This window comes from Cupriavidus basilensis (genome assembly GCF_008801925.2).
In the GTDB taxonomy this organism is placed as follows: Bacteria; Pseudomonadota; Gammaproteobacteria; order Burkholderiales; family Burkholderiaceae; genus Cupriavidus; species Cupriavidus basilensis.
Genome location: NZ_CP062803.1, coordinates 1702567 through 1726303 on the forward strand (window position 1 = coordinate 1702567; position 23737 = coordinate 1726303).

Genomic DNA, 23737 nt, shown 5'->3' on the forward strand with positions numbered 1-23737 from the left:
CGTTTGTGGGCAGTTGGGAAGGTCAGATGTCTTGATTGTTCCACACCTGAGGGGGTGCGCCAGATAGATGGCGCGCGGGGCGACTCGCGCTTTATTGAACGGTCCTGATAGAGCCCGACCGGGGGAATCACCATGCTGCGACATACGCAGATGGCTGCACATGACAATAGCAGGCGCACACGCGCCGGCCGGGTCGCTTCCTGCGGGGGCGCTCGGTGATGGCATCCGTTTCCCATTTTTCCCTTTTCCTGCCGGCGGCCTCGGCGCGCCAGCTGCGTTGTCTTGTTGGATTGAATCTTATGGAACGGTTAACGCACACGGGAGCACCGCATGCCTAGCCTGGAATCGATGGTTTTGAACCGCGTTGCTCCCATGACCCAGAAGCGTGTCGCAGAGCTGATTGGCGTCGAGCCGACGAACTTCTCGCGTTTCCTGAACAACAACGGGCACAGCCTGCCGTTCGCGAAGATCTGCCAGCTGTTCGAAGTGCTTGAGCTGGACGTGGTCGCGCCCGGGGATGGCAGCACCGTCTGCCTGCCGCGCGCCGAGTACGAGGCGCTGCGCTGCCTGGCCAAGAAGGGATTGGAGGGCGTGTGATGGACGACCTGATGATGGGCTGGGTGGCGCTGGTGATTGTGATCGTCGGCGCGTTGGTGCTTTGGGAGATGCGGCCACGAACTGCAAGCCTGGCGATCTGGCCTACATTGTGCGCGACCCCTATCCCGAGAACCTCGGTCACATCGTTCGGGTGCTTGGTCCGGGCCGCTGGATCACCGATGGCTCTGCCTGGTTATGCGAGACGGCCGGCGCGCCGCTGCGCGTCATTGACGCTGATAAGCCGTGGGTGTCCGGCATGGACACCGAATTCGACTGCTACGACAGCGATCTACGCCCGATCAGCGGCGTGCCGATTGAGGACGAGGTTTGCGACGAGGTGGCGGCGTGAAGGATTACCTATTTCGAGCCCTGAGCCGAACCATGGCCGAGGGCGTCAGACAGGGCTTTGTATTTCCGGTACGCATCCGAGTATTGCAGGTTCAATTGCTGAAGATGCGGGCCGTCTACGCCGCCGAGCCTGCACCGCTCCTTCTCTATCTCAAGTAGCCGCAGCGCCTCATCGCGCTCCTTTTTCAGCGCGTCAAGGAGCTTTCTATCTCGGTTCGCACGGCTCATGTCAGTCTCTCCGGTCGTTGGTCGGAGATCCTAGCATGAGCATTGTCCACGTCGTATCCATGTCCGGCGGCAAGGACAGCACGGCAACTGCGATCCTGGCGATCGAGCAGCATCGCGTCGCCGCATGCCGGTTCGTCTTCGCTGACACCGGCAATGAGCACCAAGCCACGTACGAGTATGCGCTGACCTATCTGCCGGCCGCGTTGGGGATCAAGGTGGACGTTGTACGAGCGGACTTCGCAGACGAGTTTGCTACGAAGCGGGCAAACCTGGCTCGGCTGGCAGCGGGCGAGCCCGAGAGTGCTGTGTACGGCCGGCGCCAGTTCATGTACCAATGGACGCCTGCCGCTGCAGCGCGCGCACTCGATCTGCTGCATCCGACCGGCAACCCCTATCTGGACATGTGCATGCTGAAGGGCGGCTTCCCTTCGAGGAAGCGCCAGTATTGCACCGACTACCTCAAGACCCAGCCCCTGACCGAGTATGCAGTCGACCTGCTGGACGCTGGCCTTGCCGTTTGGTCGTGGCAGGGCGTGCGCATTGACGAAAGCGACTCCCGGCGTGACCGCTTGCAAGGCACTGGTGCGTGCGGGCTTTCGAGGTGGTGGGCGGTGGTTTGTTCAACTACCGACCAATCCTGCGCTGGACCGCACGCGACGTCTTCCAAGCTCACGAACTGGCCGGTATTCAGCCTAACCCGCTGTACCTCCAGCTTTGACGTGAACCGCTGACATGGCTATTTCCACGAAAGACTTCACCACGCTGGTGCGCGAGAGCGTGACCGCCATTCAGGGCTATGCAAGCGTCCTGCTCGATCTCACGATCGGGTCGATCCTGCGTGCGGCTGTGGAGGCGAACGCCGCGGTGACGGTCTGGCTCGAAAGCCTGATCATGCAGGTCCTGGCAATCACGCGTGCGGCCACGTCCAGCGGTGCCGACCTGGACAGCTAGGTGGCCGACTTCGGCGTGAGCCGGCTACCGGCCACATACGCGACCTGGCTAGTCACGTTCCCTGGCTTAACCGCGACGCAGCAGGTCGCGGTGCCGGTCGGCGCCACCATTCAGACGGCCGACGGCAGGCAGCAGTATGCGGTCGTCGCCGCACGACAAATCTGGCCTGCCGCGCCGCGCTGTGCGGCTATGCGCTGGTGGCGGGCAAGCCTGGTGTGAGCGTGGCCGTCTTATCGATGGTGGTCGGCGCGGCCGGCAACGCTGTGATCGGCGCGGTCTCGGTGATCGCGGGGGCAATTTCGAGCGTGGATACCGTCACGAACGGCGCCAGCTTTGCCAACGGCGCTGACGCTGAGTTGGATCCGGCCTCGCGCGCGAGCTTCATCGCCTACACTCGCAGCCTGTCCAAGGCCACGAAGGATACCGTGGGCTACGCCATCACGTCCCTCAAGCAGGGTGTCACGTACTCACTGGTCGAGAATCAGACTTACGCTGGCGCAGTACAGATGGGCTACTTCTATGTGGTGGTGGATGACGGCACTGGCGCGTCGGGCGGCACGTTCCAGGTTATGGTCGCCAATGCTATCGCTGTGTAGAAGTATCGGGGTCTTCGGGCCGGCGCTGCTCGATGCCTTGGTGGTCACGATGTGCGCGATCGTGGCTGGCTACGACGCGACGGCAGCTAAAGCGCTGGTCGTGACGGCACTGAAGAACTACATCAATGCGATCGGGCTCGGGCAGACGCTGACCAATTCCCGATGGGCCCACGTTGTCTACGACGCCTCGCCGGGCGTGACCAGCGTGACCAGCGCGATCGGCGTGACTGGCGTGGCGCTGAATTGTGGCACGGCCGATCTGGCCGCAACGGTGCAGCAAGCCATCAAGAGGTCTTCGGTTTCGGTAGCGTAAGTGACCGGCGATCAAAACGATCTCTACCGCTGGCTGTGGGGCGATCTGCCACGCTGGTTCCCCGATGAGAGCCGATCTCCGGTTATCACCGGCCGCTGCAGGGTTTGGCTTACGCTGCTGCCTTCATCTACAGCCTGCTGAGCTATGCTGCTTCTGTAGGCGCGCATCAAGTCCGCCACCGACGGCTGGCTCGACATGATCGCGGCGGACTTCTTCGGTTCAGCGCTGCTGCGTACGACCAACCAGCCGGACGATTCCTTCCGGGGGCGGATCCAGATCAACCTGTTCCGCGAGCGGGCGACGCGCGCCGGGCAGATCAGGGTGCTGCGGGACCTGACCGGCTGCACGTCCGTGGTGATCGAGCCGACGCGGCCGGCGGACACTGGGGTGCATGGCGGCCCGCTGATTGGGTATGGGATGACGGGTGCCCACGGCTGATACTCATGCCATTCCAGGCGTTCGTGACCGCATTGCGCTCGGTTGGCACGGGGATTCCGGTCATTGCCGGCTACGGCATCTCGTACCGGCGGCTACGCGCGAGCTTCCCGCGCATCATACGCCTTGCTCTCGATGATCCAGGGCGGCCTGACCGACGTCGACATTTATGCCGCCGTCGACAGCGTCAAGCCTGTGGTCACGATCGTGTGGAGGCGCATTGCACAGTACAAGCTCATGCCGCTTCGTGGTCGCGCCACCTCAGGGTGGCACGCGAGCTGACCGCCGATTAACTGGCGGCGCTGAGCGGCATTGTCGTCGCGCCTGAGCCGGGGACGCCCTATCGGGTGTGGGCGTGAGTCGGTAAGGCGCTCGCTCCGCAGTTTTTTGTGCGGGGAGGTTTCGGCGGAGGGCTGCTCTTGATAGCCTCCTCTAGCATATCCGCGAGCGCTCGGATTCGTCGCTCGGCTAGCTGCTGTGCCGTTGGCTTTATTTTCTGAGTCGCGGTTGAGCAGTTGTTCGCGTGCATCACTGCAAGATCCTTGTGGCGGAGAAGTTCGGTGGAGAGGGCTAGCAAGTCCCAATCTAACGGGCCATCGGTATTCTGCGTCGATGCAGCTGCTGGACGATCCCCCACGACGGGGGAATCTACATCGCCAACAATGGCAGGCAGCGCGCTTGACGCTAGCCACCTGCTGCTCACCTAAATGAATCAGCCACTCGTCGCCTAATAGGCCAGGGGCGTATCGGTAGGATCCACGCACAGATCAGCGGGCCTACAGCCGGAATAATTGCGAGGAAGGCAATCGACGTGGGTAGGTGTGTCCGCGCAAAGATTCGGCGGAGAGGGAATAACCAGAGCGGCTGGAAAGCGAAGAAGCAGGCGATTTGGGTCATATCAGCAACTGAGGCTATCGAATCCGGGGCCAGATTGGCGGTAGGAATGATGCGCCGATTGCTCGGAAATCGGTCCCCTACAAAGGGGGATATTTTGAGCGCTCTAGCGTCTCACGGACACCAGATCATTCACTGCTCGCGTAACTATCACCGTCAAGGCCGGTGTCTCGGCCACCACCGGCACGTAGACCACGCCGGCCCCGGATGCTGGCTATACCGGGCTGTGGGTGGTGACGGTGGCGAACACGATCACCACGGCCAACATCGCCCAGGCCGCGAACGCCCCGATCTTGCCAGTCGACCTGCTGCATGCACTCCAGCAGAACGCGCTGACGATAGCGGTGGATACCAGTTCGGCCAACGTGTATGCCGTCAGCTACAGCCCGGCAATCGCCGCTCTGACCGACCGTATGGTGTTGTGGTGCAAGGCCAAGACCGCGAACGGCGGCGCGTCGACGCTGAACGTCAACGGCCTGGGCGCTTAGCCGCTGGTAGGCGGCGCGCAAAGTGCGCTGCAGGGTGGGGAGATTGTCGCTGGCGGCAAGTGCCAGGCAGTCTGGCGGGGGGACATCAGCTCGTGGGTCTTGCTCGAGTGCGCTGGCGGCGCGCTGCAGGCGGCAGCGCCCGCGCAGAGTAACCATGCGGTGAGCCTTGGGGCGGGTGACGCGCGGTATGCGGCCCTAGCTGGGTTGGCTAGCCAGCTGTTCGCAGTAGCGAGGCCAACTGCGACTCAGCATGCGGTCAACCTTGGGCAGTTTGCGGAAATCCTCTCGGCTAATCGCTACGTGAAGATCCTGGTTCTTGTGGGCGGGTCTAAACTTACTCTGATCATTCAGTGGCGTTCCGTTGCCGCTGTTCCCTCTGGCAGTGGTTCTAACTGGGCTTTCCTGATTGCCTTCCCCAATGTCTACCTCAACGACGTTGCAGGTTTTAACGGCTCGGGAGGCATTAGTGGGGCTGCCGCCGGCGGCATCGGTTCGCCTTCAACGACCGGGGCAACGCAGCTCAACAACGGCAGCTCCAGCGCCTCTCAAATTACCGCAATCATAGTGGGGTGGTAGATGGACTGGAAATTCTTAAGTACGACTGGTGGCTTCTATCCCGCCGATTCGTTGGATGAGTACCCAAATCTCCCTGTCGACCTCAGCGCCCAGCGCCCAGCGGAAAGCCGAACTGATGCTGGCCGAGTCAGCAGTGAAGATGATAGTCGCCTACGCCGATGGCAATCCCGAGGTCGTGGATCGCCCGGATCCCACCGCTGCGGATCTGGCTACTACTACGCGTACCGTCCGCGACAAGATGCTTCGCGCTACCGATTGGACGCAGCTTCCCGACGTACCGACTGCGACAAGGGATCGGTTCTTGGTCTACCGCCAAGCTCTTCGAGACGTATCGACGCAGCCCGGGTTACCGCATACGGTCAACTTTCCGTCGAGTCCAGCTCGATAGTCGAGTGGGCTGAAGGTAAGCTAGCCGCTAGGGGCGGCGCAGCCGGAGAGATTGTGCGAAAATCTACGCCAGTAACAGATTGGATCGGGTTGGGCGGCAATCTGGAAATAATAAGGCTTCCATCAATGATTACAAATTTGCAGTTGTTGCGCGGATTGGCGGCGCTTGCGATTGTTTTTTATCACACAAATTACATTGTCGGTGATCTGAGGCATACTGATTTCCAAGGGGTTCATATTTTCTTTGTTATCAGTGGGTTCATTATGACCTACATCGCGCAGAGCACTGTTTCTGCCCGAGATTTTCTGTTCCGGCGGCTAGTAAGAGTGGTTCCATTATATTGGCTGGCAGTCGTGTTCTGTGTGCTTTGGGTGGGGCTAGGGTTATCAAATCCACTGTACATGTTCCCAGTTTTGCTTGATTGGGCGCTACGCCAGCCGACCCAGATTTTTGTCTGGATGACGACCAGCCATGGGCTAGGCAATGGCGATAATCTAGTAAACCTGTTCAAGAGCCTAGCTTTCATTCCTTATCGAGACCATGCAGGGAATATGCAGCCTATGTTGGGTGTTGGCTGGACGCTCAATCTTGAGATGTTCTATTATGTCTTGTACTCAGTATCCCTGTTCGTTTCCCGAAGGTTTGCGCCGCCGCTCACCGCAATTGCTTTGCTTGTAATCATAGGGGCGAATCTGGCATTAGATGGAGGTAATGAGTTTGTCTCCTTCTACGGAGGTGAGCATACGTGGTACTTCATCTCGGGAATAACTTGTTTCTATGTCTGGAAGGCGCTACCTGTGGAGGCGATCAAGGAATGTAGGGTGTCGCTTGTTGTAATGTCGGGATTCGTGTTGGTTCTATTCTTGGTTTCGAACTTGGCCGCGCATCCGCAGCTAATGGAGATTAATCGTTTCGTTCCGGTAGCACCTTTGATCTATTCGGTTCCAGTTCTCGTTGTATCTACGATCCTCCTGTTGCATTCCGCTGGATTCACCAGTAAGTGGCGCCCCGTGCTGCTGCTGGGGGATGCCTCCTATGCTCTCTATTTGACCCACACCATATTGCTGGAAACGATTCGAACGATTGGCGAGCAGTGGGCCTGGATGAACATGAGCCAAAGTGGCATGGGTCTCACAATAGCTCTCGTTGGAAGCATCCTTCTGGCGCTGTTCGTACACCGATTTGTTGAACTTCCGCTGATGCGGGCGATGAAAAGGTGGGTAGCGCCACCGCACCTCGCCGCGGCGACGAACGAAGGTGCACAGCACGCATAGAGTTCAGTTTCTGATAGCCACCACAGCCGCCTTCTGGGCGGCTTTTTCACGCCCGCCATAGAGCGGGCCTTTTCTTTTCCGGGGTCACAAATGTCCGAACCAATCAGCGGCGGTGCCGCAGCCGGCGTGGCGGGCGCTGCTGCCTTCAAAGCCTTCGGCGGCCCGGCGGCGGTTGCCGCCGGCGCATCCGGTCTCGCCGCCCTCGTAGTGATGATGATGACTCCACGAAGCCCAAGAGAGTGGGCGGTAGGGCTGATCTCTACCGTCGTTTCCAGCGTGGCCGGCGGCGCGGCCGTCGTGCAGAAGTTCGGGCTGCAGGCCTGGACGCACGACTACATCGGCCTGGTGGCGCTGTTCGGCGTTGTATTCGCTTGCGGCCTGCCGGGCTGGGCTATCGTGCGCTGGCTGTTCAACTTCATCGAGCGCCGGCGCGACAAGGACCTGGCCGAGGTGGCGGGGGAAGTGCGCGACGCGGTGACGAGGGGCAATCATGGCTGATGCACTGGTTACCGCTGCGCTGTTGCGCGCCATCATGCCGCTGGCCGGCGCGCGCGCCGACGCGTTCGCTGCGCCGCTGGCCGCCGCGATGCTGCAGTTCGAGGTCAACACGTCCACGCGCGCGGCTGCGTTCCTCGCCCAGGTTGCGCACGAGTCCGGGCAGTTGCGCCTGCTGCGCGAGATCTGGGGGCCGACGCCTACGCAGCGCCGGTACGAGGGCAGGGCGGATCTGGGCAACGTCGAGCCCGGCGACGGCAAGCGGTTCATGGGGCGCGGCCTGATCCAGGTCACCGGGCGGAAGAACTACCTGCTGTGCGGCTTCGGCCTGCACCTGGACCTGCTGACGCAGCCCGAGCTGCCCGTACACGCGGCGGCGTCTGCCGGCTGGTACTGGCACACGCACAACCTGAACCGCTTTGCCGATGCGGGCGACTTCGTGGGGCTGACGCGGGCCATCAACGGTGGGATCAATGGCATTGCCGAGCGGCGGGCGTTCTGGGCGAAGGCCAAAACAGTACTGGAGGTTGCATGAGCGTGCTTTCGAAGGTTTTGCAGGACTCGCCCGGCAACGGGCTTTCCTTCTGGTGCCCGGGCTGCGGCGCTTCCCACACGATTTAGCATGGCGCCGGGCCTGGCCCGCGCTGGGGCTGGAAAGGCGATGTCGAGCGCCGACCTTCACGCCCAGCGTGCTGGTGCGAGCTGGTCATCACGTCCAGGGCCATGACGGCGGCGGCTGCTGGTGCGCCTACTACGCCGAGCACCCGGACGAAGAGCGCGACTTCGAGTGTGGCGTGTGCCACAGCTTCGTGACGGACGGCCGCATCCAGTTCCTGGGCGACTGCACGCATGCGCTGGCCGGCCAGACGGTGCCGCTGGCCGAGTTTCCGGAGGGAGGGGGCTGCTGACAGGTCCCCGCCTTTTCTCTCAGACCACCATCATTTTTCTCATTCCAGCCGCCTTCGGGCGGTTTTTTGCATTCTGAGGCCCCAATGGCTGTCACCGATACCCACGAAGAGAAAGAGACGCTCGCCGTCGACGTGCTGCTGCCGGGGCACGAGGCGCGCACCACCACGCCCCTGTTCCTGCATTCCAAGAAGGCGCTCATCGAGCGCGAGGGCGGGTGCTGCTTCATCTGCGGCGAGACGGCGGAAGAAAGCGGCCACCTGCTCGAGGCGCACCACCATCCCATCGAGCGCTTGCTGGCCAACATGATCGACTGGGCCAGCGTGGCCACATTCGCGCGCGCCGGCGCGCTGGGGCCGCACGCGGCCGTCTTCGACTGGGATCGCTTCGACCCGGCCGACCCCTACACCTTCGTTGACGACATGACGGTGAACGGGCTTCTGCTCTGCAAGGCCCACCACACCGGCAAGGACGAAGGCATCCACGACATGCCGTTCCCGCTCTGGATCGCCCAGAAGTACGCCCGGGAAGGCTACCAATTCACGCCCACGGAGGTGATTCACCATGCTGATTCTTGACGCTATCGGGGCGGCCATCAAAGCCGTGTTCGCCACGCCCGAGCGCATCCTGTGCGCGGCCGTGCTGATCATCTTGGCGCTGGCTGGCGGATCGGTCTGCGTCTATCGCGGCGAGCGGGACACGGCGCGCGCTTAGTTGGTGTGGGCCCGGATAGACCTGGTCAAGGGCAGGGACGACAACCAGACGCTGGCGGACGCGGCGACAAAGCAGAATGCCGCGGTGGCTGACCTGGCGGCGCAGGCCAAGATCTGCGCCTATGCCGCGGCAAAGGCCGACGCCGAAGCGCAGGCCGCCCAGTCCAAATACACACTGCTGGCCGGCAAGATCCAAGCGCAGACGTCGGGCGCGGATCAATGCGCGTCGCTGCACGGGTTGTGGCAGACCTTCACGACCGAGCGGCGAAGCTATGAACGGGCAACTTGCGCAAAAACGCAATTTTGCGGCGCAGGCGGCACGCAGCAAAATTTTGCGAATAATCTGCGCCGCGCTTTGTAGTCTCGCCGGCTGCGCCGCCGCGCCGCAGGTGATCGAGAAGCCGGCGGAGGTGAGGGTGCCGGTGGCCGTGCAGTGTAAGGCGGCCGAGATCCCCGAGCTGGACTGGCCGCTGGCGAAGGTCCCCGCCACCGCTAGCGACTTCGAGTTCCTCTAGGCCGCGCTGGCCGAGCTTGCGCTGCGCGCGGGCTATGAGGTCAGGCTGAGGGCGACCGTAGCCACCTGCCAGTAGCGATTACTGAAACAGCGTCAGGTCGACGCCGTCTGGCGCTAGCTTGAGTGTGGCAGCATGGCGCCGCGAGGCGCTACAATTCAGCCCCAGCGCGTTTCGGCGTTGCCACAATACACGCACAGGAGGCATGAAGGCATGGGCGCTATAGCATGGGCGGCGGCCGTTTTATTCTATTGGCGGTTCGTAAGTGCGCGGGCGGCGCTCATCCTGATAGGGATCCTGGCATTCGGCGTTTTTACATATTGGGTCGATCCTGATCAGCAGGCGTGCAATGGCAGAACGTGGTTCTGCGAGTTCGTCCCGGAAAGGGTCGGACGTGTGCCGCCTCCAAAACCGGGGTCATGCCCTCCAGTTCAGCCGCTAGACACCCCGATTTTCCAAAGCGAAGCCGCCAACGCCGAAGTTGAGAAGCAGATTCAGGCCGGCGTCTGCCAGCAGACCGCGATCGACAGGGTTCGGAATGGCTGGAAGGTGCCATATCACCCGGCATTTAGGGGGGTTCCCAAGGTACACCCCTGATTCGGATTTGGAGCCGACAGGGGCGTGGCTGTTGCACACGGCTGGTCACTGCGGTCTTCTTTGCGAGTGTAGGTGCTTTGCTGGGTCCCCGAAGAACTCCCGTTCCCAGGCCTCCCGCTCTTCGATGCACGGCTCGCCACGAATCTCGGCTTGGAATGCCTCCAGTATCTGCGCGTGCGTGGCATGACAGCCAGCACCATAGGCCTTTGCAACTGGTTGGCGCGCAGCAGCAGGATGTGCAGGCGGTGAATCTCCCAAAGCAGTTCCCGGACCTCGGGGCAGGGGTTGCGCGCGTAGATGGCGCGGCGCTCGGCGGCGGTACGCTTCGGGTGCTGGTACCGGCCGTCCGGGCCGATAGGAAACTTGGGTGCTATGGCCTACGTCACCTTCGGCGGCACTTCCCTGGCGCCCGCGGCGGTGAGGCGATGTTTCTCTTGGGTCCGCTCCCAGGTTGGCGAGCGCAGCATCACTTATCCGGCGGGGACTCTTGAGGGGGTGATGAAGACCGGCTTCTCGTCGGTATTGCACCAAGGTGTGAAGCACTTCCACAAGCAGGCGCTCTGGTCGGGCAGGTCATCGCGCAGTCACATGAAGCCGCGCACCCGTTCCGGGTTCCGGCACGTCAGCCAATCATCCCACTCCGCCTGCAGATGATCACGATCATCCGCTTTTCCTTGCCCGGAGCATGGAAGCGGTTGACCAGTGGATGCTCGTCCGAGTCGGTCGTCAGCATGGTGAAGCTGAGTACCTTGCCGCCGGCCTCGCTAAGCTAGGCGCGCCACAGGCCTGCGAGGGCGAACGCCGGCTCATCCTTCAGTCAGATCTTCCAGCCGACTGACTTGAGCTCGGCCTCGTAGTTGGGTTCATAGAACGCGCTGGCCGGCACCAGGCAGGGCTGCCCCTTCTTCCACGAGCCGGAGAACGACCGCTTCTCCCCCATCCCCGTCTCCGATCTGGCGTTGGTCGTGTCGAACTTGGCCATGCTGGGTGGGGTGCGCCTTTCGGCGCTATCCCGAACGTGCGGACCGGCGTCTGGCGGCCGCCGTTGCCGACTATGATCGGCGCGGCATAGTCCGGCCAAGCCTACGGTGGATAGTCGAGCGGAGGCGGGCTCGACGCAATAGATGTCGCGGAGCAACTGGCGCTGAATAGGGGGGTAGTTGTTCACGCGGCTAGTCCCTCCGGTTTTCCTTGCGAGTGGAAACGTTCTGCTAGGGCGAGAAGAACCCTTTTTCCCAAGCCTCGCACTCTTCGACGCATGGCTTCCAGCGGATCTTGGCTCGGAAAGTCTCCAGGATTTGCATGTGCGACGCGTGACAACTGCCGCCGTATGCGCGCTGCAGCTGGTTGGGGTGTGCCTGGCCACGGGCAAGAGTGGATGGCGTAAGTGAATGCCAAAGGCAATCAGTGCCAACGCTGGCCGGCATCGTGTGTCACACCAGCGCTGGGACACGCCGTATCGGATGCGGGCATAAAAAGAAGACCGGCCGAGACGGGAGATCCTTGCCGGTCTTGCGCGGAAGCAGGAGCGCAAAGGGGCACAGCAGATGCCGTGCGGCGCGAATTAAATCAAATTAAAATCTGATATGCAATAAATTTAATTTGTAAAAGTCAGGTGACAAGATGTCCTTAAATTCAGTCAAAGCCTGTCATGTGCCGGCTTCTTCATTTTTTGTGGCGTAGTGGGCGAAGCAGCCTTCCGGGCCGCCGCTGGCGTGCGCGGTAGTGTGGGTCGCCCAGACCGGCACGAACTGCTGGATATCTCGCTGAACGGTGAGTTTGGGGGGAGGCGCAGCGCGGCACTGTCGCCCAGCTATCCGCTACGGTTTACGGAGTTGGCGCGGGCTTACGGATCTTGCTGTTTCCTGAATCCGCGACATAGACCACGCCGTTGGTCCCACGCTCGTCGGGCTGGGAGAGGTTGCCGACGTGACGGGCCCATCCTGGGCGCCGATTGCGCCTGTGCCGGCAAGGGTCGTGACCAGGCTTGTGAGCGTTGAGTACGCCGAAGCTGCGCGCCAGGCCTGCTGCGATAGGCGGTGTTGGCTGCGCGATGACCTTGGCCCGGATGTTGGATGCATGGAAGCGGTTCATGAGCGAATGCCTGTCCGCTACTCTTGGGGCAGATCATGATGTACGAGGGAGGATCGCCGATAGTCCGCTGCCTGCAATACCGCTTGCATGACGCGTCAACGATTGCGAAAATCGCGATCGTTTTGGACGATGCATGACGAATGCGCGTCGCAACACGGGCTCAAGAAACAACCCATGAAAATAATTGCAACGCTCTTTCTGGCTGTGACAGTCGCCGGCTGCGCAAGCTCGGCGGCGCCGAACTTCGTGAACGGAAGATACTACATGGCAGGCGATTCGACATGCGAGCGATACAGGGTCCTTTCGCCAAGCCGAATCATGTGCTTTAACTCGGACGGTCAGACAACGGGATACAGGGATGCAATGACCGATCAGCAGCTGCAGATGTATCAGTTCAATCAGCAGATGACAGTCCAGCAAATGCAGCAACTTAATGCGCAATTGCAGCAGCAAAACCAGCAGATGCAGCAACAGCAGAACGCATGGCGTCAAATGCCGCAATACGTGGCGCCGCAAGCTGCGCCACTGACGCCTCAAGACAGCAATCAGATCCGATGCATCAACACTGGGCCGGTTACCAACTGCCGATACTGGTGAATGCGGCAAAAACAGGTCCAGACGCGGGCGCTCCGCTCAACCAGGTTGGTGCGCAGGACGAACCGCTTGAACCCGCACCTCAGGAATTCCTGGTGCGTCTGCATGCGCGACTCCTTCACCGGCTCGCCGTTGGGGCCGGGGATGTAGAACTGCATGCGATAGATCCTGACATAGGGATCCGGCATGCCACCGCGAACGGCGTGGCGTAGCGCCCGGGCCCATTTCTCTGGAGCATCGGGTGGCATGGCGGCAGACGGTAGGGCTACTTCACCGCTGTGGGAACCGTGCGCGCAGCGGCGTCGCCGCCGCCTGGCAGGTCACAGGGAACATGCCGTCTCCTGGCGGGTGGCATAGTGGCGCTCGCCGCGGGTGCGCAGGCAAATCGAGCGAGGACCTGTGAACTGGATGCTGTAGGCAAGCTGGAAGCCTAGCCAGGCGCCTTGGTAATTGAATGCCAGGCGGTCGATTGTCCATGGCAGCGCCATGATTGCTGCCGTGTCGATGCCGTTCAGGGTAAGCGTGGCGCTGCTGGCCTGCGCCGCCGCTTCTGCCTCAGGATTCCACGTGTCGGCAATCAGCAGCGGATCGTCCACCGTGATGTGCGCGCAAGGAAAGGGCACGGCGACAGCATCGGCTGCGCGGCGGTACAGGAAGACGGTTTCCAGATCGCAGGCGAACATGTCTCTCTCATTTGTACTGTATGGATATCCAGTATAAGAGACGCCGTAAGCCAGGCGTGGATAGTTGAGTTAACTGTATGGATATACAGTGTCCTCGGCGCTGCAACCTCTTTACAGCTCGACCAGCCCGATCCTGGCTACCTGTCGGATTTCCACGCAACACGTCTCGTTTTCAGATGAGGAATTCGACCACCCCACCGTTCAAGTGGTACATCGCTCCGACAATTTTGATTGTTCCATCCTTCTCCATCGGCGCCAGCACGCTACTTCCGCTTCGTATGGCGTCGATCGTGCGCCGAATATTGGTCTTTGCCACCGCATCGACAAATTCAGCATTCTTGCTGCTTCTGTCGCCGGAGTACTGCGTTGCTTCCACAGCCGGTCTGATCTTGGCCAAGAGACCGGTCAGGCTTCCCAGTTCGACATGATCAATCGCGCCCTTGATTGCTCCGCATCCTGTGTGCCCCATCACCAAGATCACTTTAGCGCCGGCCGCCGCGCAGGCGAACTCCAGGCTTCCAATGAGATCCTCATTGAGGATATTGCCCGCGATACGCGCGTTGAAGGTGTCTCCAATTCTCGTGTCAAGGATGATCTCGGCCGGGGCTCGGGAGTCAATGCAACTCAAGATCACCGCCGCTGGATACTGCCCGCCGGCAGTCTCTCTTTTTTGCGCCAGATAATCGTGGGGTAGCATCTTCCCCAAACGGAAACGTCTATTTCCTTGCTTAAGGCTCTCGATAATCTGGTCCGGTGTCAATTTGTCTCGCGCAGATTTCGATAGCGCCACCGCGTAGGCTGATTCAGCGCCCCCCATGCTTCCCGCCAGCCCAACGGCGGCGAAGCCGAGCGCGGTCTTAGCTTGTGGAATAGCGCTAAACCCATGGTATTTGCAGTGAGGTTCCCGAGCTATTGGACCTTGGTCCCACGGCGGGATCCCCGCGTTGTCAGCACGAACGTTAACGCTTCGTTTGCGCAGAAGCGGAAACCGGACTTGTATGGAAAGTACTGGGGTGAGACGGCATTTCAGGTCTACGAGCCTGAGAGCGGCGCGGACATGCCGCTTGAGCTTGCCGCGGCCGCGTCTCGTTTTGGGTACTCAGGAAAATGCACCGCTCATGGTCTCAGCAAGCCGGTGTCGCTGCCATCATTTGCCCGGCTGAGAGCGGGCTGTCGACGGATTCAACGAAGTTCTGCTTGCACCGCCACCGTAGTCCCGCGAAGCTCCCGCAGTCTGCGCGGCGGTCATGTCTTCTCGCTGATGGCCCGAAGTGGCATTGCTATAGCGCTGCGTAATAGCGCCATTTACGCCAGAGAGCGAATTGCTCTGACCTTGTGCTGAGCCGTAGGCCGTGCTGCCCTGCTGCTGCGAGGCGGCGGCATAACCACCGTAGCCAGCCGATCCGGAAGATTTGTAGGCCGTGAGTTGGGCGTGAACTGCGCCCGGCACCAACATTAGCGCAAGAATCGGAGTCATTCGCATGCTGCATCCCGGTTGGGTGACAAAGGGGGCGACAATGTAGTTGCCTGCACCCTCGGGAGAAGGCAAAGGGGCAATCTGTCGCCGCTATTGATTGTGGTGCGTCGCACCAGTTTCAGTACCCCGCCGTAGAGGGGGGGCTAGGGCTTTACGCGATAGCGGGTGACTTCGCAGTGGATGTTGGCTGCTGGCTGCGCAAGCCTGTGCCAGAATCGTGATTTCGGCAACGAGTCAGGAATGAAACGATGACTGCAAATCGCAGCGCCAGTCTGGATATCCGAAGGCTTTCCCCTGCGCAATGGGGGCAAGCTTTCCCTGTGATTGCGCAATTGCGCTCGCTGGATGAGGCTGAGTTCCTGCGCCGGGCGCGCCGGCAATCCCATTCCGGCTACGAGCTGGTTGGTGCCTTTCAAGGCGACAAGCTGATCGGCGTGATGGGGATGCGGCCCGTCCATACGTTGGCGCGTGGGGCACACCTGCACGTCGATGACCTTGTGGTCGACGGGCAAGCGCGCGGAAGTGGTGCCGGTCACGCCCTGATGGCATATGCGGAAGCCGACGCGCGTGCGCGCGACATGACTGCGGTGTTTCTCGACGCACGGCCGCAGGCCATTCCTTTCTATGAGCGCGAGAGCTATGTTCTCCATCCTGCTCCCTCGATGAAGAAAGTGCTCTGATCCCGCTAGTGGCGATGGCATGGGGCAGGCTGGCGCGCCGGGGCCTGGACGCCAGCCGCCTGGGCATGGTCAGCCCCTGATGCTCCGTGGGTCTGGCCCGTAGCTGTTGCGCGTACGGATCTGGCCATCCTGACCGTGCACCAGGAGTTCCACCTTCTCGCGCTGTGCAATCACCGTCGCGGCTTCCACCGCTTCTTCCTGGGTGAGGAAGTGTGCTCTTTCACCCTTCGCCCCCTCGTGGATGATGTCCCACCCGTCGCCATGCGGCACGACGTGTACGTTGCGTTGCGGTATCGAATCCATGGCTGGCTCTCTGAGCAGTGCGCTACTGCTGTTTTAGGGGATGTTCTGTCCGCGGCATGGCGGGGTGGCGGGAGATGTCCGGTACTTCGCCCGGACATCGGATGTCGCGCTATTTTTCCGGCTGTCCCACCAATACGTCGAGCGGGACGCGCAGCGCCGCCGCCAGGCTCTGGAAAACCTCGGGGCTGCCATCGCGTTTGCGGTTCTCTATCTGGCTAAGGTAGGGCTTGCTAAGGCCTGCCGCTGTCGCGAGCGCATCCTGGGTCATGCGGCGATATTCCCGCCAGGCCTTGACCGGGTTATCCCCGGCGAGTTCGGCGTCCAGGATGGCAGCGGGGATCCGAAAGGTGTGGTCCTGGGCCTTCGCGTGGCCTGGCAGCGTGGCATCGATCGGGTCCTCGACCCGGTGCTTGATGCGCTCCCACAATTCAATAGGCACTACCGCGAATTCGGGGCGGCCGTCGCGTTCGATGAACTGAATATTGATCATGGCAAGGCACCTCCTCGATCGGCATTCCCGGACATTCCCGGGGCGGCTTGGGCCACCGGGCCGAATGCCTGGTGAATGCGATCATGTACATCTTCATGGTAGCCATTGCGGCTAACCATTGTGCAAATATTGTTTGCTGGTTGCCGTCGCGCCCGATGCGCCGAACCTTGACCATTGGCCGGCGTCGCAACCCGTCAACCCGCCAGAGCGTCCTCGCCCACGATCGCATCTATTTGCGCATACAGCCGATCCGACGCCTCATCTGCCTTCAGCTCCAGGTCAATCCATGCACGCTTGATCGACGGGCCCGCCCCCAGCCCGTGTCGCGAAACGACCCGGATCAACCGCCCAGCGCGCGCCTGTATGAACTCAGCCTCTGCTTGTGTGAACACATCGGGGACCACAACATTCCGGCCGTCGTGCCGGGCCAGCGTTTGCGCGAAGTGCCTGACCAACACATCCGGATCCATCGGCGCACGGATCCAGGCTTCCCGAAGCGTGTGCAGCAACTGGGCGGGTGACTTGCCTAGCGCCGGGATGACGTCGTGGAGTCTTGCCAGGCTGAAGTACGTCTCATGGATGCCCGCACAGGCCTGGATCATGTGGCGCAGCGGGGCATCGAAGGTGATGACGTGGAAGGCGCGGCTCCCGCAGGCCAGGTAGTTCGTGATGAGGTCCTGGCCGGAGTCCGGGCGGCCGCAGAGGCCTATGAGCATGAGGTTTCCTTGGTCGTGCAGCTTCAGGGAAGTCGACGCCAAAGATTACCTATGGGTAATCAAAAAGGCAAGCTCATTGGGTAATTGCGGCGCCCCAATAGGATCGTGCGGAGCGCGCAGGGCGGGGTGATACATCCGGCAAGCCGGATGTCGTGCTTGTCTCAGCTTGCGGACGTTTTCTTGCGTGGCCTGGCGGGTGTCTGCGTGCCGCTTTCGTGAACGGCGTTGCTGGCTTGCTTGAATGCCGTGCTTCTCCCGCCGGTCTTCAGCACGCGGGCAGTTTTGGTGTTTTTCTTGTATTTGCGCACCGATTGCACGGCTTCGACCTGCGTGATCAATTCGATGGCCGCGAGCATCCTGTCGATGTCTTCATTGCGCAAGCCATTGATCAGGCGGGCGAATCGGGCGGCTATCTCGGGCGGCAGGGTTTCTTCTTTCGGGGGTGCGGCGGCGTCTTGTGCGTCGCCGTCCAGCCAAAGGCGCGGCAGGCCGAGCTTGGCTTCGATGTCGCGAGCGAGATGTTCGCCGATGCGTTTTTTCCCGGCTTTACCTGTGGCCGAGAATATGCGGGAGAAGTATGAGGGGTCACGGTCCAGCCGGTCTGATAGGCGCGCTATGGAGCCGCCGAACTGTTCGGCCATGATCTGGGCTAGGCGCTGTTCACGCGTGTCTTGAATATCCATGGCCCATTAAACCTGTGCATTACCTGAAGGTAAATTTTCTTTTGGTACTGCAAATTCAATGACTAATGGGTAATTTAATGGGTGGTTTATGCATCAGGGAAGGTTTTCCGGCCATGGATGAATGGCGTGAGAGGCTGGCCGGGGTGCAGGGGATTTTGCCGGTGCGTCATTGCTGTGAGGTATCAGGTATCGCTTCGCCAGTCACCGGCCTGGCGTGGATCAGTAACACTCGATCCGGTTGCGGCCGCGTTCCTTGGCGCGGTAGAGCGCCCCATCGCTGCGCAACAGGGACAGGTCCGCGCTGGGATCGGTGGCATGCATGAGGGCAATGCCGACGCTGACGGTCAGCGTGACGATCTGGCTGCCGTCGAGCAGCGAGGTTTCCGCGATCTGATGCTGTATGCGCCTGGCAAATCGTGTCGCCGTCTCAAGGCTCGCATCGGGGAGCACCACGGCAAACTCTTCGCCGCCGATGCGGCCGGCGAAATCGTGCTTTTGCAGTGCATTGCGCAGCAGCGCCGCGAAACACCGCAGGGCGTGGTCGCCCATGGCATGGCCCCAGGTGTCGTTAATGGCTTTGAAGTGGTCGAGGTCAAACGTCAGGACGGCGGCAGGGCGGCTGTCGGTGCGCTGGATCCGTGCGAGCTCCTGTTCGATCCGCACGACGAAGTGACGGCGATTGGGTAGTTGCGTCAGGAAATCGATGGTTGCAAATTCCTGCAATTCTCCCTCGATGCGCTTGCGCTCGGTCACGTCTGTGATGAATCCGTGCCATAGCGTGCTGCCGTCGTCGAGCCGGCGGGGGCGCGCGTCGCCTTGCCGCCAGCGCAGCCCTTGCCTGGGCAGTTCGACGCGGTACTCGAGGTGCCAGGGTGTCAGGCTCGCGGCGGACGCGTGAAGCGAGGCGCGGTAGGCTTCCAGATCGTCGGGATGGATGACGGCATGGATGGGGCCTGTGCTGGCGGCTACCTGTTGCGGCGTGAGCTCGTAGATATCGGCGATGCCGGCGCTGGCGTAGGGCAGGAAGGATTCCCCCGTCGGCAACAGGCGATGCTGGAATACCAGGCCCGGGACTTCGTTGGTCAGGCTGGTGATCAGGTCGACGGTTTGCTGCAGTTCTTCGGCGAGTGCCTGGATGGCCGTGATATCGGTGGTGGTGCCGATCATGCGCAGCGGCTCGCCGTTGCTGCCGCGGCTGACAACCTTGCCGCGGCTGGATATCCATTTATAGCTGCCATCCTTGCAGCGGATCCGGTGGTCTACCGCGTAGCTTTCCGTTTCCTGGTTGAAGTGGGCTTGTATGGTGGCCTGGACGTAGGCGAGGTCCTCGGGATGGATGCGGGTATAGCTGTCTTCGATCCGGTTGGTGATCTCGGATTCTTCGTAGCCGATGATGGCTTTCCAGCCGGCCGAATAGTGGATGCTGCCCGCCTGGATATCCCGGTCCCAGACGCCCGTGCCGCTTCCGGCGATGGCCAGTTCAAGCCGCTTTTCGTTTTCCTCCAGCCTGCTGGCGTCGTCGTTCAGTTTGCCTTGGGCCAGGTCGCGCTCGATGATGGCGACCGCCATGTCGGCAAAGTCCTGCAGGAGACCGCGCTCCGCCTGGTCCAGTTCGCGTGATCCGGCATCGAACAGGCAGAAGGCGCCAAGCCGGCTGCCGCTCGATGTGGTCAGAGGGCACGCCGCGTGAAAGCCCATGTGCAGGCCGTCGATGAGGATGGGAACGTCGCCAGTATGTGCATCATGGGGCACGTCATGCAGCGTAACCAGCGCAACCGGAACCCTGAAGAGGTGCCGCGCGAGTCGTGTCAGCGCGTCAAACCGCTCTTGCTGTAAGGCGACTGTCAGGTTCAGCGACCTTGAGGTGTCGATGCGTTCACGTCTGGTTTCCGCTTCGGTAGAGGCCCGCATATCCAGGTCAAATGACAATTGACGTTAGCCCGAAGGTGTTGATTGTGCGCAGGTGCTGCGAAGTTATGCACGGCTGCGCCAATACTATCAGACGGATCGGCTCGCGGCGGAGCCAGCTAAGCGTTGTCGGCGAAAGGCAACTCTGCCTGTACCGGCAGCGCAGCCGGCTCCAGCTCTCCCGCAGGCGTCAGCGCGCTGACCCTCACGCCCAGCAAGCGGATCTTCCGATCCAGCGGAACGCGTTTGACGCATTCGGTGGCGGCGCGCCGCAGTTGTACGGCGTCCGCCGTCGGCGCTGGCATGCTGAGATCGCGGGTGACGGTGTGAAAGTCGTCGTAGCGCAGCTTGACGCCGATGGTGCGGCCCACGTAGCCCTTGCGGCGAAGGTCTTCCGCCACGCGCTGGCACAGGCCGGTAAAGACTTCGGAGAGGGTCTGGCGGTCTTGCCTGGGGTGCAGGTCGCGCTCGAAGGTGGTTTCCCGGCTCACGGACTTGGGCTCCGAACTGGTGACCACCGGGCGTTCGTCATGGCCTTGCGCGATCTCGGCCAGCCAGGCGGCGTAGCTGCGGCCGAAATGGCTTTGCAGCATGCCCAGGTCCGCGCTGGCGAGGTCGCCGACCGTGGCGATGCCCAGCGTGGCGAGTTTCTCGGTGGCCTTCGGGCCGATCCCGTTGACCTTGCGCACGGGCAGCGGCCAGATGCGCAGTGGCACATCGCTGGCTGCCAGCAGGGTGAGGCCGTCGGGTTTGTCGAGTTCGGAGCCGATCTTGGCGAGGAGCTTGTTGGGGGCGATGCAGATGGAGCAGCTCAGTCCCGTGGCTTCGCGCACCGCTTGCTTGATGCGGGTGCCGATATCGGCGGGCTCGCCGGGCAAGTCGCTCAGGTCGATGTAGATCTCGTCGATGCCGCGGTCTTCGATGTCGCTGGTGAAGGTGGCGACGGCAGCCTTGAACAGGCGGGAGTAGTGCCGGTACGAGTCGAAATCCGTGGGCAGCAGGATGGCGTCGGGGGCGAGCTGCGCGGCCTTCATCATACCCATGGCGGAGAACACGCCCAGCGCGCGGGCTTCGTAGGTGGATGTGGTGACGACGCCGCGCCCGGCGTAGTCGCGCAGGCGGGCAAAGCGCCGGCTGCCGTCGGGCAGTATCTCGGGTACCGCATTTCGTCCACCACCGATCACCACGGGCTTGCCGCGCAGCTCCGGATATCGCAATAGCTCGACGGACGCGTAGAACGCGTCCATATCCAGGTGGGCGATGCGGCGGGGTACAGATGACATGGCGTCGGCGGGTTACTGTATGCATGTACAGTATATCGAATTCTGCCGGGAATACCGCTGTGTCCCGGTCGCGCTACCAGCGATGCACGTAGGTGGCAGTCATGGCGCCGGCCCGCCGGCGCGAAAAAAAAGCCCGCTAACTGCGCGGGCCTTTGAAAGCGCAGCCGGTGTAAGCGGATCCGGCTGGCTCGCGATTGTCGCAATGGCCGTCGGAATCTCTTTCCCCTCTGGCGATGGGATCAGCGCAGCAGGAAGGCGATATCGTCGACGCTGATCTGCGCTGGCGCGACGCCGCGGCGCTGCTGGAAAAGGATGTGCTGGAGGACCTGGCGGCGCTGCCTGGCGAAGACGGCCAGGTCGATGGGTATGCCGGCCCGGGCATAGTGCTCGACCAGCAGCTTGTAGGCACGGTGGCGCATCTGCAGGGCTTCGCCCTCGGCGCGCAGCCGGCCGGTGTCTTCGGGCGGTGTCACCTCGGCCTGGCGCAACGCTTCCATGGCGGCGGCGTGCATGTCGCGGTAGCGGTCCAGTTCGGTTTGCGTGGCGTGCAAACGCTCGCGCAGCGCACGGACCTTGCGCTGCAGCTTTAATGTCATGCCAACGCCGTGCTCGATGAGGGCGACGGTTTCCAGCGCGTGGCTGGCTGCGGCGATCGTGTTTTTCCAGATGCCCCTGTCGGTCACCTCGACATCCGGCGCCCACCCGTTGCTGGCTCCGCGCAAGCTTTTCATAAGACCCCTTGACCCTTGTGTTGATGTCCGGCGGACAGCTTTATGGTTGCCGTCCTGTCCTGGATCACGGCGATCGTGCCACCGTGGTTGCGATGGGAATCGTACGGTCTGGCTGCGCGCGGGCGAAGTAGAAGATGCTTAGATCTGGTTTTCCCGACACCTATGTCGTGGCATGTCTGTGCGGCCCGGCACTAGGTCATCGGTAAGCGATATGGCAGTGAGAAGGGGTCTTCTCCAGACTTGCGGATGGGATCTTTGCCCAATCCGGCGCAAATACGGCAGTCCTGCCTTCTATACCGTACAGAGGGGGCCGAATCGGACTAGGATACAGACATGGCACTTAATTTTCCCAATCCCAGCCGGAGTTACGACCCGTCCAGGCATTGCGTATGTTTCTGGGGCTACGACAGTTCGCGTGAGATCTCCTTCGAGGTCGACCGAGCGGTACTCTCCAACCTCAGCCCCGAACTGCGCCCGGACGAGCCTGCCGTGCTGGAGGCATTCGACCGCCACCGCGACCACATCCTGGAACTCGCACGCGGGCTCTATTCCCGCAGCCGGCAGAACAGGTACACCATCGCCTGACGGCGGCTCGATCGCTGGCGGATCCAATCGTAAGGGGCGTCGGCCTGTCACGATGCGTTTGCCGTGCGAGGCGGCAGCGGTGCGGGTTCCGCCGCCAGGATCAGCTTTCCTGCGCTTCCAGCGTGAAGCCGGCGCCGTCGTCCTGGCGCAGCATCGTCACCAGGGCGGGCATGGCTGCCTCCAGGGTTTCCTTCAAGCGCCACGGCGGGTTGACGATGAACATGCCGCTGCCGTGCAGGCCCAGCCCGCCGGCGACCGGGTGCTTGACGCGCAGGGTGACGTGCAGCCAGCTCTTGAGCGGCAGCTTTTTCAACTGCACCGGCAACTGCACGGATTCGCGGCGCTGCACTTCGGGATACCAGATCGCATACATGCCGGTGGCAAAGCGCTGCAGGCAATCCTGCAGGCTGCGCACCACGCGGCCGTAGTCCTGCTTGTCCTCGTATGAGGGGTCGATCAGCACCAGCGCGCGGCGCGGCGGCGGGGGCAGGATGGCGTTGATGCCGGTGAAACCGTCGCCGTCATACAGCATGACGCGGCGGCCGGCGCCACGGAAGTTGTCGCGCAGCACCTGGATTTCGGTGCTATGCATCTCGAACAGGCGCAAGCGGTCCGCGTCGCGCAGCATCTGCCAGGCGAGCCAGGGCGAGCCGGGGTAGTGCTTCAGGTTGCCGTCCGGGTTCAGCGTGCGTACCTGCTCCAGGTAATCCTCGACCAGCGTCGGCATGGGCCGCTTGGCGGCGGCGGCCTGCCACAGCCGGGCAATGCCGGTCTCGAACTCGCCCTTTTTCTGCGCGTAGGCGTGATCGAGCGCGTACAGCCCGGCGCCAGCGTGCGTGTCGATGTACCAGAAGGGCTTGTCTTTCTGGCTCAACTGCTCCAGCAACTGGACCACGATGGCGTGTTTGAGAACATCGGCGTGGTTGCCGGCGTGGAAGGCGTGACGGTAGCTGAGCATGGCGAGGCGGGAAAAGGGCGTGCGGGGCGTGCGGGTGCCGGCCTGGAGGGGCCGGCGGCACAGGGCGCTATGCTACCATCGCCCGGCTTCGGGGCGGCCCGGCGGCGTGCCGGAGGGCGCGCCTGGCGGGCGTTTGCGGATTGCGGATTGCGGATTGCCGATTGCCGATTGCCGATTGCCGGCTCCTGCGCCATCCTCCCGTCCCAATGCACTTCCAATGCATTGCGCGTCTGACGGTCCT

35 protein-coding genes are annotated in these 23737 nt (G+C 62.0%); 22 read left to right on the forward strand and 13 right to left on the reverse strand.

The features are described from left to right. Window positions 1-330: 330 nt before the first annotated feature. Together F7R26_RS07735 and F7R26_RS07740 are read left to right on the forward strand one after the other, a co-directional pair. Window positions 331-597, forward strand: coding sequence for a CII family transcriptional regulator (locus tag F7R26_RS07735; RefSeq protein ID WP_150990572.1), 267 nt, complete (start codon window positions 331-333; stop codon window positions 595-597). Between the two features lie 109 nt (window positions 598-706). Continuing rightward, entirely contained in the window at window positions 707-946 is a 240-nt protein-coding gene (locus F7R26_RS07740; protein ID WP_150990570.1) for a hypothetical protein, read from the forward strand. A gap of 8 nt (window positions 947-954) precedes the next feature. Here F7R26_RS07740 and F7R26_RS07745 read toward each other — a convergent pair whose 3' ends face one another. Further along, complete coding sequence (locus F7R26_RS07745; RefSeq protein WP_150990568.1) at window positions 955-1173, reverse strand: hypothetical protein; 219 nt, start codon at window positions 1171-1173, stop codon at window positions 955-957. 35 nt (window positions 1174-1208) lie between these two features. Here F7R26_RS07745 and F7R26_RS07750 point away from each other — a divergent pair, with 35 nt between their 5' ends. From F7R26_RS07750 to F7R26_RS07810, 17 genes are all read left to right on the forward strand, one after another. Then, window positions 1209-1904, forward strand: coding sequence for a phosphoadenosine phosphosulfate reductase domain-containing protein (locus F7R26_RS07750; protein ID WP_241754451.1), 696 nt, complete (start codon window positions 1209-1211; stop codon window positions 1902-1904). A 1-nt stretch (window position 1905) separates the two neighbouring features. Beyond that, window positions 1906-2124 carry a hypothetical protein gene (locus tag F7R26_RS40845; RefSeq protein WP_241754452.1) on the forward strand — a complete coding sequence of 73 codons (219 nt, stop codon included), beginning with the start codon at window positions 1906-1908 and terminating at the stop codon, window positions 2122-2124. 15 nt (window positions 2125-2139) lie between these two features. Then, window positions 2140-2343 carry a baseplate J/gp47 family protein gene (locus F7R26_RS41405; RefSeq protein WP_277820360.1) on the forward strand — a complete coding sequence of 68 codons (204 nt, stop codon included), beginning with the start codon at window positions 2140-2142 and terminating at the stop codon, window positions 2341-2343. A gap of 2 nt (window positions 2344-2345) precedes the next feature. Further along, window positions 2346-2720, forward strand: coding sequence for a baseplate J/gp47 family protein (locus F7R26_RS41410; protein WP_277820356.1), 375 nt, complete (start codon window positions 2346-2348; stop codon window positions 2718-2720). Then, entirely contained in the window at window positions 2704-3033 is a 330-nt protein-coding gene (locus F7R26_RS40855; protein ID WP_241754453.1) for a hypothetical protein, read from the forward strand. Before F7R26_RS41410 ends, F7R26_RS40855 begins: the two co-directional genes overlap by 17 nt. 195 nt (window positions 3034-3228) lie before the next feature. Beyond that, window positions 3229-3471, forward strand: a complete 243-nt coding sequence (locus tag F7R26_RS40860; protein ID WP_241754454.1) for a hypothetical protein — start codon at window positions 3229-3231, stop codon at window positions 3469-3471. A 123-nt stretch (window positions 3472-3594) separates the two neighbouring features. Then, window positions 3595-3750: a hypothetical protein gene (locus F7R26_RS40865; RefSeq protein ID WP_241754455.1), complete on the forward strand. Its 156-nt coding sequence runs from the start codon at window positions 3595-3597 to the stop codon at window positions 3748-3750. Between the two features lie 851 nt (window positions 3751-4601). Continuing rightward, window positions 4602-4850: a hypothetical protein gene (locus tag F7R26_RS07765; RefSeq protein WP_150990566.1), complete on the forward strand. Its 249-nt coding sequence runs from the start codon at window positions 4602-4604 to the stop codon at window positions 4848-4850. Between the two features lie 300 nt (window positions 4851-5150). Then, the gene (locus F7R26_RS07770) at window positions 5151-5426 is read left to right on the forward strand and encodes a gp53-like domain-containing protein (RefSeq protein WP_150990564.1); all 276 of its coding nucleotides are present in this window, start codon (window positions 5151-5153) and stop codon (window positions 5424-5426) included. Between the two features lie 139 nt (window positions 5427-5565). Next, on the forward strand, window positions 5566-5814 hold the full coding sequence (locus tag F7R26_RS41690; protein ID WP_416351326.1) for a phage tail assembly chaperone: 249 nt from the start codon (window positions 5566-5568) through the stop codon (window positions 5812-5814). A gap of 53 nt (window positions 5815-5867) precedes the next feature. Next, entirely contained in the window at window positions 5868-7088 is a 1221-nt protein-coding gene (locus F7R26_RS07780; RefSeq protein ID WP_150990561.1) for an acyltransferase family protein, read from the forward strand. A 90-nt stretch (window positions 7089-7178) separates the two neighbouring features. Next, window positions 7179-7586 carry a hypothetical protein gene (locus tag F7R26_RS07785; protein ID WP_170301967.1) on the forward strand — a complete coding sequence of 136 codons (408 nt, stop codon included), beginning with the start codon at window positions 7179-7181 and terminating at the stop codon, window positions 7584-7586. Beyond that, on the forward strand, window positions 7579-8118 hold the full coding sequence (locus F7R26_RS07790; RefSeq protein ID WP_150990559.1) for a glycoside hydrolase family 19 protein: 540 nt from the start codon (window positions 7579-7581) through the stop codon (window positions 8116-8118). The genes F7R26_RS07785 and F7R26_RS07790 overlap by 8 nt, the downstream gene beginning before the upstream one ends. Window positions 8119-8278: 160 nt before the next feature. After that, window positions 8279-8491, forward strand: coding sequence for a hypothetical protein (locus tag F7R26_RS40870; RefSeq protein ID WP_241754456.1), 213 nt, complete (start codon window positions 8279-8281; stop codon window positions 8489-8491). An 84-nt stretch (window positions 8492-8575) separates the two neighbouring features. Beyond that, complete coding sequence (locus F7R26_RS07800) at window positions 8576-9067, forward strand: hypothetical protein (RefSeq protein ID WP_150990557.1); 492 nt, start codon at window positions 8576-8578, stop codon at window positions 9065-9067. Then, a complete protein-coding gene (locus F7R26_RS07805; RefSeq protein ID WP_170301966.1) occupies window positions 9054-9203 on the forward strand; it encodes a hypothetical protein in 150 nt (49 codons plus the stop codon). Before F7R26_RS07800 ends, F7R26_RS07805 begins: the two co-directional genes overlap by 14 nt. Next, window positions 9204-9563 carry a hypothetical protein gene (locus tag F7R26_RS07810; protein WP_150990555.1) on the forward strand — a complete coding sequence of 120 codons (360 nt, stop codon included), beginning with the start codon at window positions 9204-9206 and terminating at the stop codon, window positions 9561-9563. A gap of 1565 nt (window positions 9564-11128) precedes the next feature. On the opposite strand, the gene F7R26_RS40780 is transcribed toward F7R26_RS07810, so the two are convergent. Together F7R26_RS40780 and F7R26_RS07820 are read right to left on the reverse strand one after the other, a co-directional pair. Then, window positions 11129-11293, reverse strand: coding sequence for an SOS response-associated peptidase family protein (locus F7R26_RS40780; protein ID WP_206702504.1), 165 nt, complete (start codon window positions 11291-11293; stop codon window positions 11129-11131). Between the two features lie 845 nt (window positions 11294-12138). Next, on the reverse strand, window positions 12139-12405 hold the full coding sequence (locus F7R26_RS07820) for a hypothetical protein (RefSeq protein ID WP_150990553.1): 267 nt from the start codon (window positions 12403-12405) through the stop codon (window positions 12139-12141). A gap of 363 nt (window positions 12406-12768) precedes the next feature. Here F7R26_RS07820 and F7R26_RS07825 point away from each other — a divergent pair, with 363 nt between their 5' ends. Next, entirely contained in the window at window positions 12769-13002 is a 234-nt protein-coding gene (locus F7R26_RS07825) for a hypothetical protein (RefSeq protein WP_150990551.1), read from the forward strand. A 317-nt stretch (window positions 13003-13319) separates the two neighbouring features. On the opposite strand, the gene F7R26_RS07830 is transcribed toward F7R26_RS07825, so the two are convergent. Next, window positions 13320-13682, reverse strand: a complete 363-nt coding sequence (locus tag F7R26_RS07830) for a hypothetical protein (protein WP_150990549.1) — start codon at window positions 13680-13682, stop codon at window positions 13320-13322. 172 nt (window positions 13683-13854) lie between these two features. Next, window positions 13855-14595, reverse strand: coding sequence for a carbonic anhydrase family protein (locus F7R26_RS07835; protein ID WP_206702515.1), 741 nt, complete (start codon window positions 14593-14595; stop codon window positions 13855-13857). Between the two features lie 812 nt (window positions 14596-15407). On the opposite strand from F7R26_RS07835, the gene F7R26_RS07840 reads away from it, so the two are divergent. Beyond that, window positions 15408-15839 carry a GNAT family N-acetyltransferase gene (locus F7R26_RS07840; RefSeq protein WP_150990545.1) on the forward strand — a complete coding sequence of 144 codons (432 nt, stop codon included), beginning with the start codon at window positions 15408-15410 and terminating at the stop codon, window positions 15837-15839. A 69-nt stretch (window positions 15840-15908) separates the two neighbouring features. Here the strand turns inward: F7R26_RS07840 and F7R26_RS07845 are convergent, their stop codons facing one another. The 7 genes from F7R26_RS07845 to F7R26_RS07875 all read right to left on the reverse strand — a co-directional run bounded on the left by F7R26_RS07845 (window position 15909) and on the right by F7R26_RS07875 (window position 21953). Beyond that, the gene (locus F7R26_RS07845; protein ID WP_150990543.1) at window positions 15909-16142 is read right to left on the reverse strand and encodes a DUF2188 domain-containing protein; all 234 of its coding nucleotides are present in this window, start codon (window positions 16140-16142) and stop codon (window positions 15909-15911) included. A gap of 109 nt (window positions 16143-16251) precedes the next feature. Continuing rightward, window positions 16252-16632 carry a helix-turn-helix domain-containing protein gene (locus F7R26_RS07850; protein WP_150990541.1) on the reverse strand — a complete coding sequence of 127 codons (381 nt, stop codon included), beginning with the start codon at window positions 16630-16632 and terminating at the stop codon, window positions 16252-16254. A gap of 194 nt (window positions 16633-16826) precedes the next feature. Continuing rightward, window positions 16827-17348: a hypothetical protein gene (locus F7R26_RS07855; RefSeq protein ID WP_150990539.1), complete on the reverse strand. Its 522-nt coding sequence runs from the start codon at window positions 17346-17348 to the stop codon at window positions 16827-16829. 161 nt (window positions 17349-17509) lie between these two features. Further along, window positions 17510-18031: a hypothetical protein gene (locus F7R26_RS07860; RefSeq protein WP_150990537.1), complete on the reverse strand. Its 522-nt coding sequence runs from the start codon at window positions 18029-18031 to the stop codon at window positions 17510-17512. Between the two features lie 219 nt (window positions 18032-18250). Then, window positions 18251-19942 carry a sensor domain-containing diguanylate cyclase gene (locus tag F7R26_RS07865; protein WP_150990535.1) on the reverse strand — a complete coding sequence of 564 codons (1692 nt, stop codon included), beginning with the start codon at window positions 19940-19942 and terminating at the stop codon, window positions 18251-18253. 116 nt (window positions 19943-20058) lie between these two features. Further along, window positions 20059-21222: a DNA polymerase IV gene (gene dinB, locus F7R26_RS07870; protein WP_150990533.1), complete on the reverse strand. Its 1164-nt coding sequence runs from the start codon at window positions 21220-21222 to the stop codon at window positions 20059-20061. Between the two features lie 239 nt (window positions 21223-21461). After that, window positions 21462-21953, reverse strand: a complete 492-nt coding sequence (locus F7R26_RS07875) for a hypothetical protein (RefSeq protein WP_170301965.1) — start codon at window positions 21951-21953, stop codon at window positions 21462-21464. 333 nt (window positions 21954-22286) lie between these two features. Between F7R26_RS07875 and F7R26_RS07880 the strand changes: the two genes are divergently transcribed. After that, a complete protein-coding gene (locus F7R26_RS07880; protein ID WP_150990531.1) occupies window positions 22287-22538 on the forward strand; it encodes a DUF1488 family protein in 252 nt (83 codons plus the stop codon). A gap of 100 nt (window positions 22539-22638) precedes the next feature. Here the strand turns inward: F7R26_RS07880 and F7R26_RS07885 are convergent, their stop codons facing one another. Continuing rightward, on the reverse strand, window positions 22639-23496 hold the full coding sequence (locus F7R26_RS07885) for a 23S rRNA (adenine(2030)-N(6))-methyltransferase RlmJ (protein WP_043345913.1): 858 nt from the start codon (window positions 23494-23496) through the stop codon (window positions 22639-22641). Window positions 23497-23737 lie beyond the last annotated feature (241 nt).

Bases quoted from the DNA above. Each gene is read 5' to 3' on its own strand.
- F7R26_RS07735 (WP_150990572.1), top strand. From the start codon at position 331: ATGCCTAGCCTGGAATCGATGGTTTTGAACCGCGTTGCTCCCATGACC.
- F7R26_RS07745 (WP_150990568.1), bottom strand. From the start codon at position 1,173: ATGAGCCGTGCGAACCGAGATAGAAAGCTCCTTGACGCGCTGAAAAAG.
- F7R26_RS07750 (WP_241754451.1), top strand. From the start codon at position 1,209: ATGAGCATTGTCCACGTCGTATCCATGTCCGGCGGCAAGGACAGCACG.
- F7R26_RS40845 (WP_241754452.1), top strand. From the start codon at position 1,906: ATGGCTATTTCCACGAAAGACTTCACCACGCTGGTGCGCGAGAGCGTG.
- F7R26_RS40855 (WP_241754453.1), top strand. From the start codon at position 2,704: ATGCTATCGCTGTGTAGAAGTATCGGGGTCTTCGGGCCGGCGCTGCTC.
- F7R26_RS40860 (WP_241754454.1), top strand. From the start codon at position 3,229: ATGATCGCGGCGGACTTCTTCGGTTCAGCGCTGCTGCGTACGACCAAC.
- F7R26_RS41690 (WP_416351326.1), top strand. From the start codon at position 5,566: ATGATAGTCGCCTACGCCGATGGCAATCCCGAGGTCGTGGATCGCCCG.
- F7R26_RS07785 (WP_170301967.1), top strand. From the start codon at position 7,179: ATGTCCGAACCAATCAGCGGCGGTGCCGCAGCCGGCGTGGCGGGCGCT.
- F7R26_RS07790 (WP_150990559.1), top strand. From the start codon at position 7,579: ATGGCTGATGCACTGGTTACCGCTGCGCTGTTGCGCGCCATCATGCCG.
- F7R26_RS07800 (WP_150990557.1), top strand. From the start codon at position 8,576: ATGGCTGTCACCGATACCCACGAAGAGAAAGAGACGCTCGCCGTCGAC.
- F7R26_RS07805 (WP_170301966.1), top strand. From the start codon at position 9,054: ATGCTGATTCTTGACGCTATCGGGGCGGCCATCAAAGCCGTGTTCGCC.
- F7R26_RS40780 (WP_206702504.1), bottom strand. From the start codon at position 11,293: ATGGCCAAGTTCGACACGACCAACGCCAGATCGGAGACGGGGATGGGG.
- F7R26_RS07820 (WP_150990553.1), bottom strand. From the start codon at position 12,405: ATGAACCGCTTCCATGCATCCAACATCCGGGCCAAGGTCATCGCGCAG.
- F7R26_RS07825 (WP_150990551.1), top strand. From the start codon at position 12,769: ATGACCGATCAGCAGCTGCAGATGTATCAGTTCAATCAGCAGATGACA.
- F7R26_RS07830 (WP_150990549.1), bottom strand. From the start codon at position 13,682: ATGTTCGCCTGCGATCTGGAAACCGTCTTCCTGTACCGCCGCGCAGCC.
- F7R26_RS07840 (WP_150990545.1), top strand. From the start codon at position 15,408: ATGACTGCAAATCGCAGCGCCAGTCTGGATATCCGAAGGCTTTCCCCT.
- F7R26_RS07845 (WP_150990543.1), bottom strand. From the start codon at position 16,142: ATGGATTCGATACCGCAACGCAACGTACACGTCGTGCCGCATGGCGAC.
- F7R26_RS07850 (WP_150990541.1), bottom strand. From the start codon at position 16,632: ATGATCAATATTCAGTTCATCGAACGCGACGGCCGCCCCGAATTCGCG.
- F7R26_RS07855 (WP_150990539.1), bottom strand. From the start codon at position 17,348: ATGCTCATAGGCCTCTGCGGCCGCCCGGACTCCGGCCAGGACCTCATC.
- F7R26_RS07860 (WP_150990537.1), bottom strand. From the start codon at position 18,031: ATGGATATTCAAGACACGCGTGAACAGCGCCTAGCCCAGATCATGGCC.
- F7R26_RS07865 (WP_150990535.1), bottom strand. From the start codon at position 19,942: ATGCGGGCCTCTACCGAAGCGGAAACCAGACGTGAACGCATCGACACC.
- dinB (WP_150990533.1), bottom strand. From the start codon at position 21,222: ATGTCATCTGTACCCCGCCGCATCGCCCACCTGGATATGGACGCGTTC.
- F7R26_RS07875 (WP_170301965.1), bottom strand. From the start codon at position 21,953: ATGAAAAGCTTGCGCGGAGCCAGCAACGGGTGGGCGCCGGATGTCGAG.
- F7R26_RS07880 (WP_150990531.1), top strand. From the start codon at position 22,287: ATGGCACTTAATTTTCCCAATCCCAGCCGGAGTTACGACCCGTCCAGG.
- F7R26_RS07885 (WP_043345913.1), bottom strand. From the start codon at position 23,496: ATGCTCAGCTACCGTCACGCCTTCCACGCCGGCAACCACGCCGATGTT.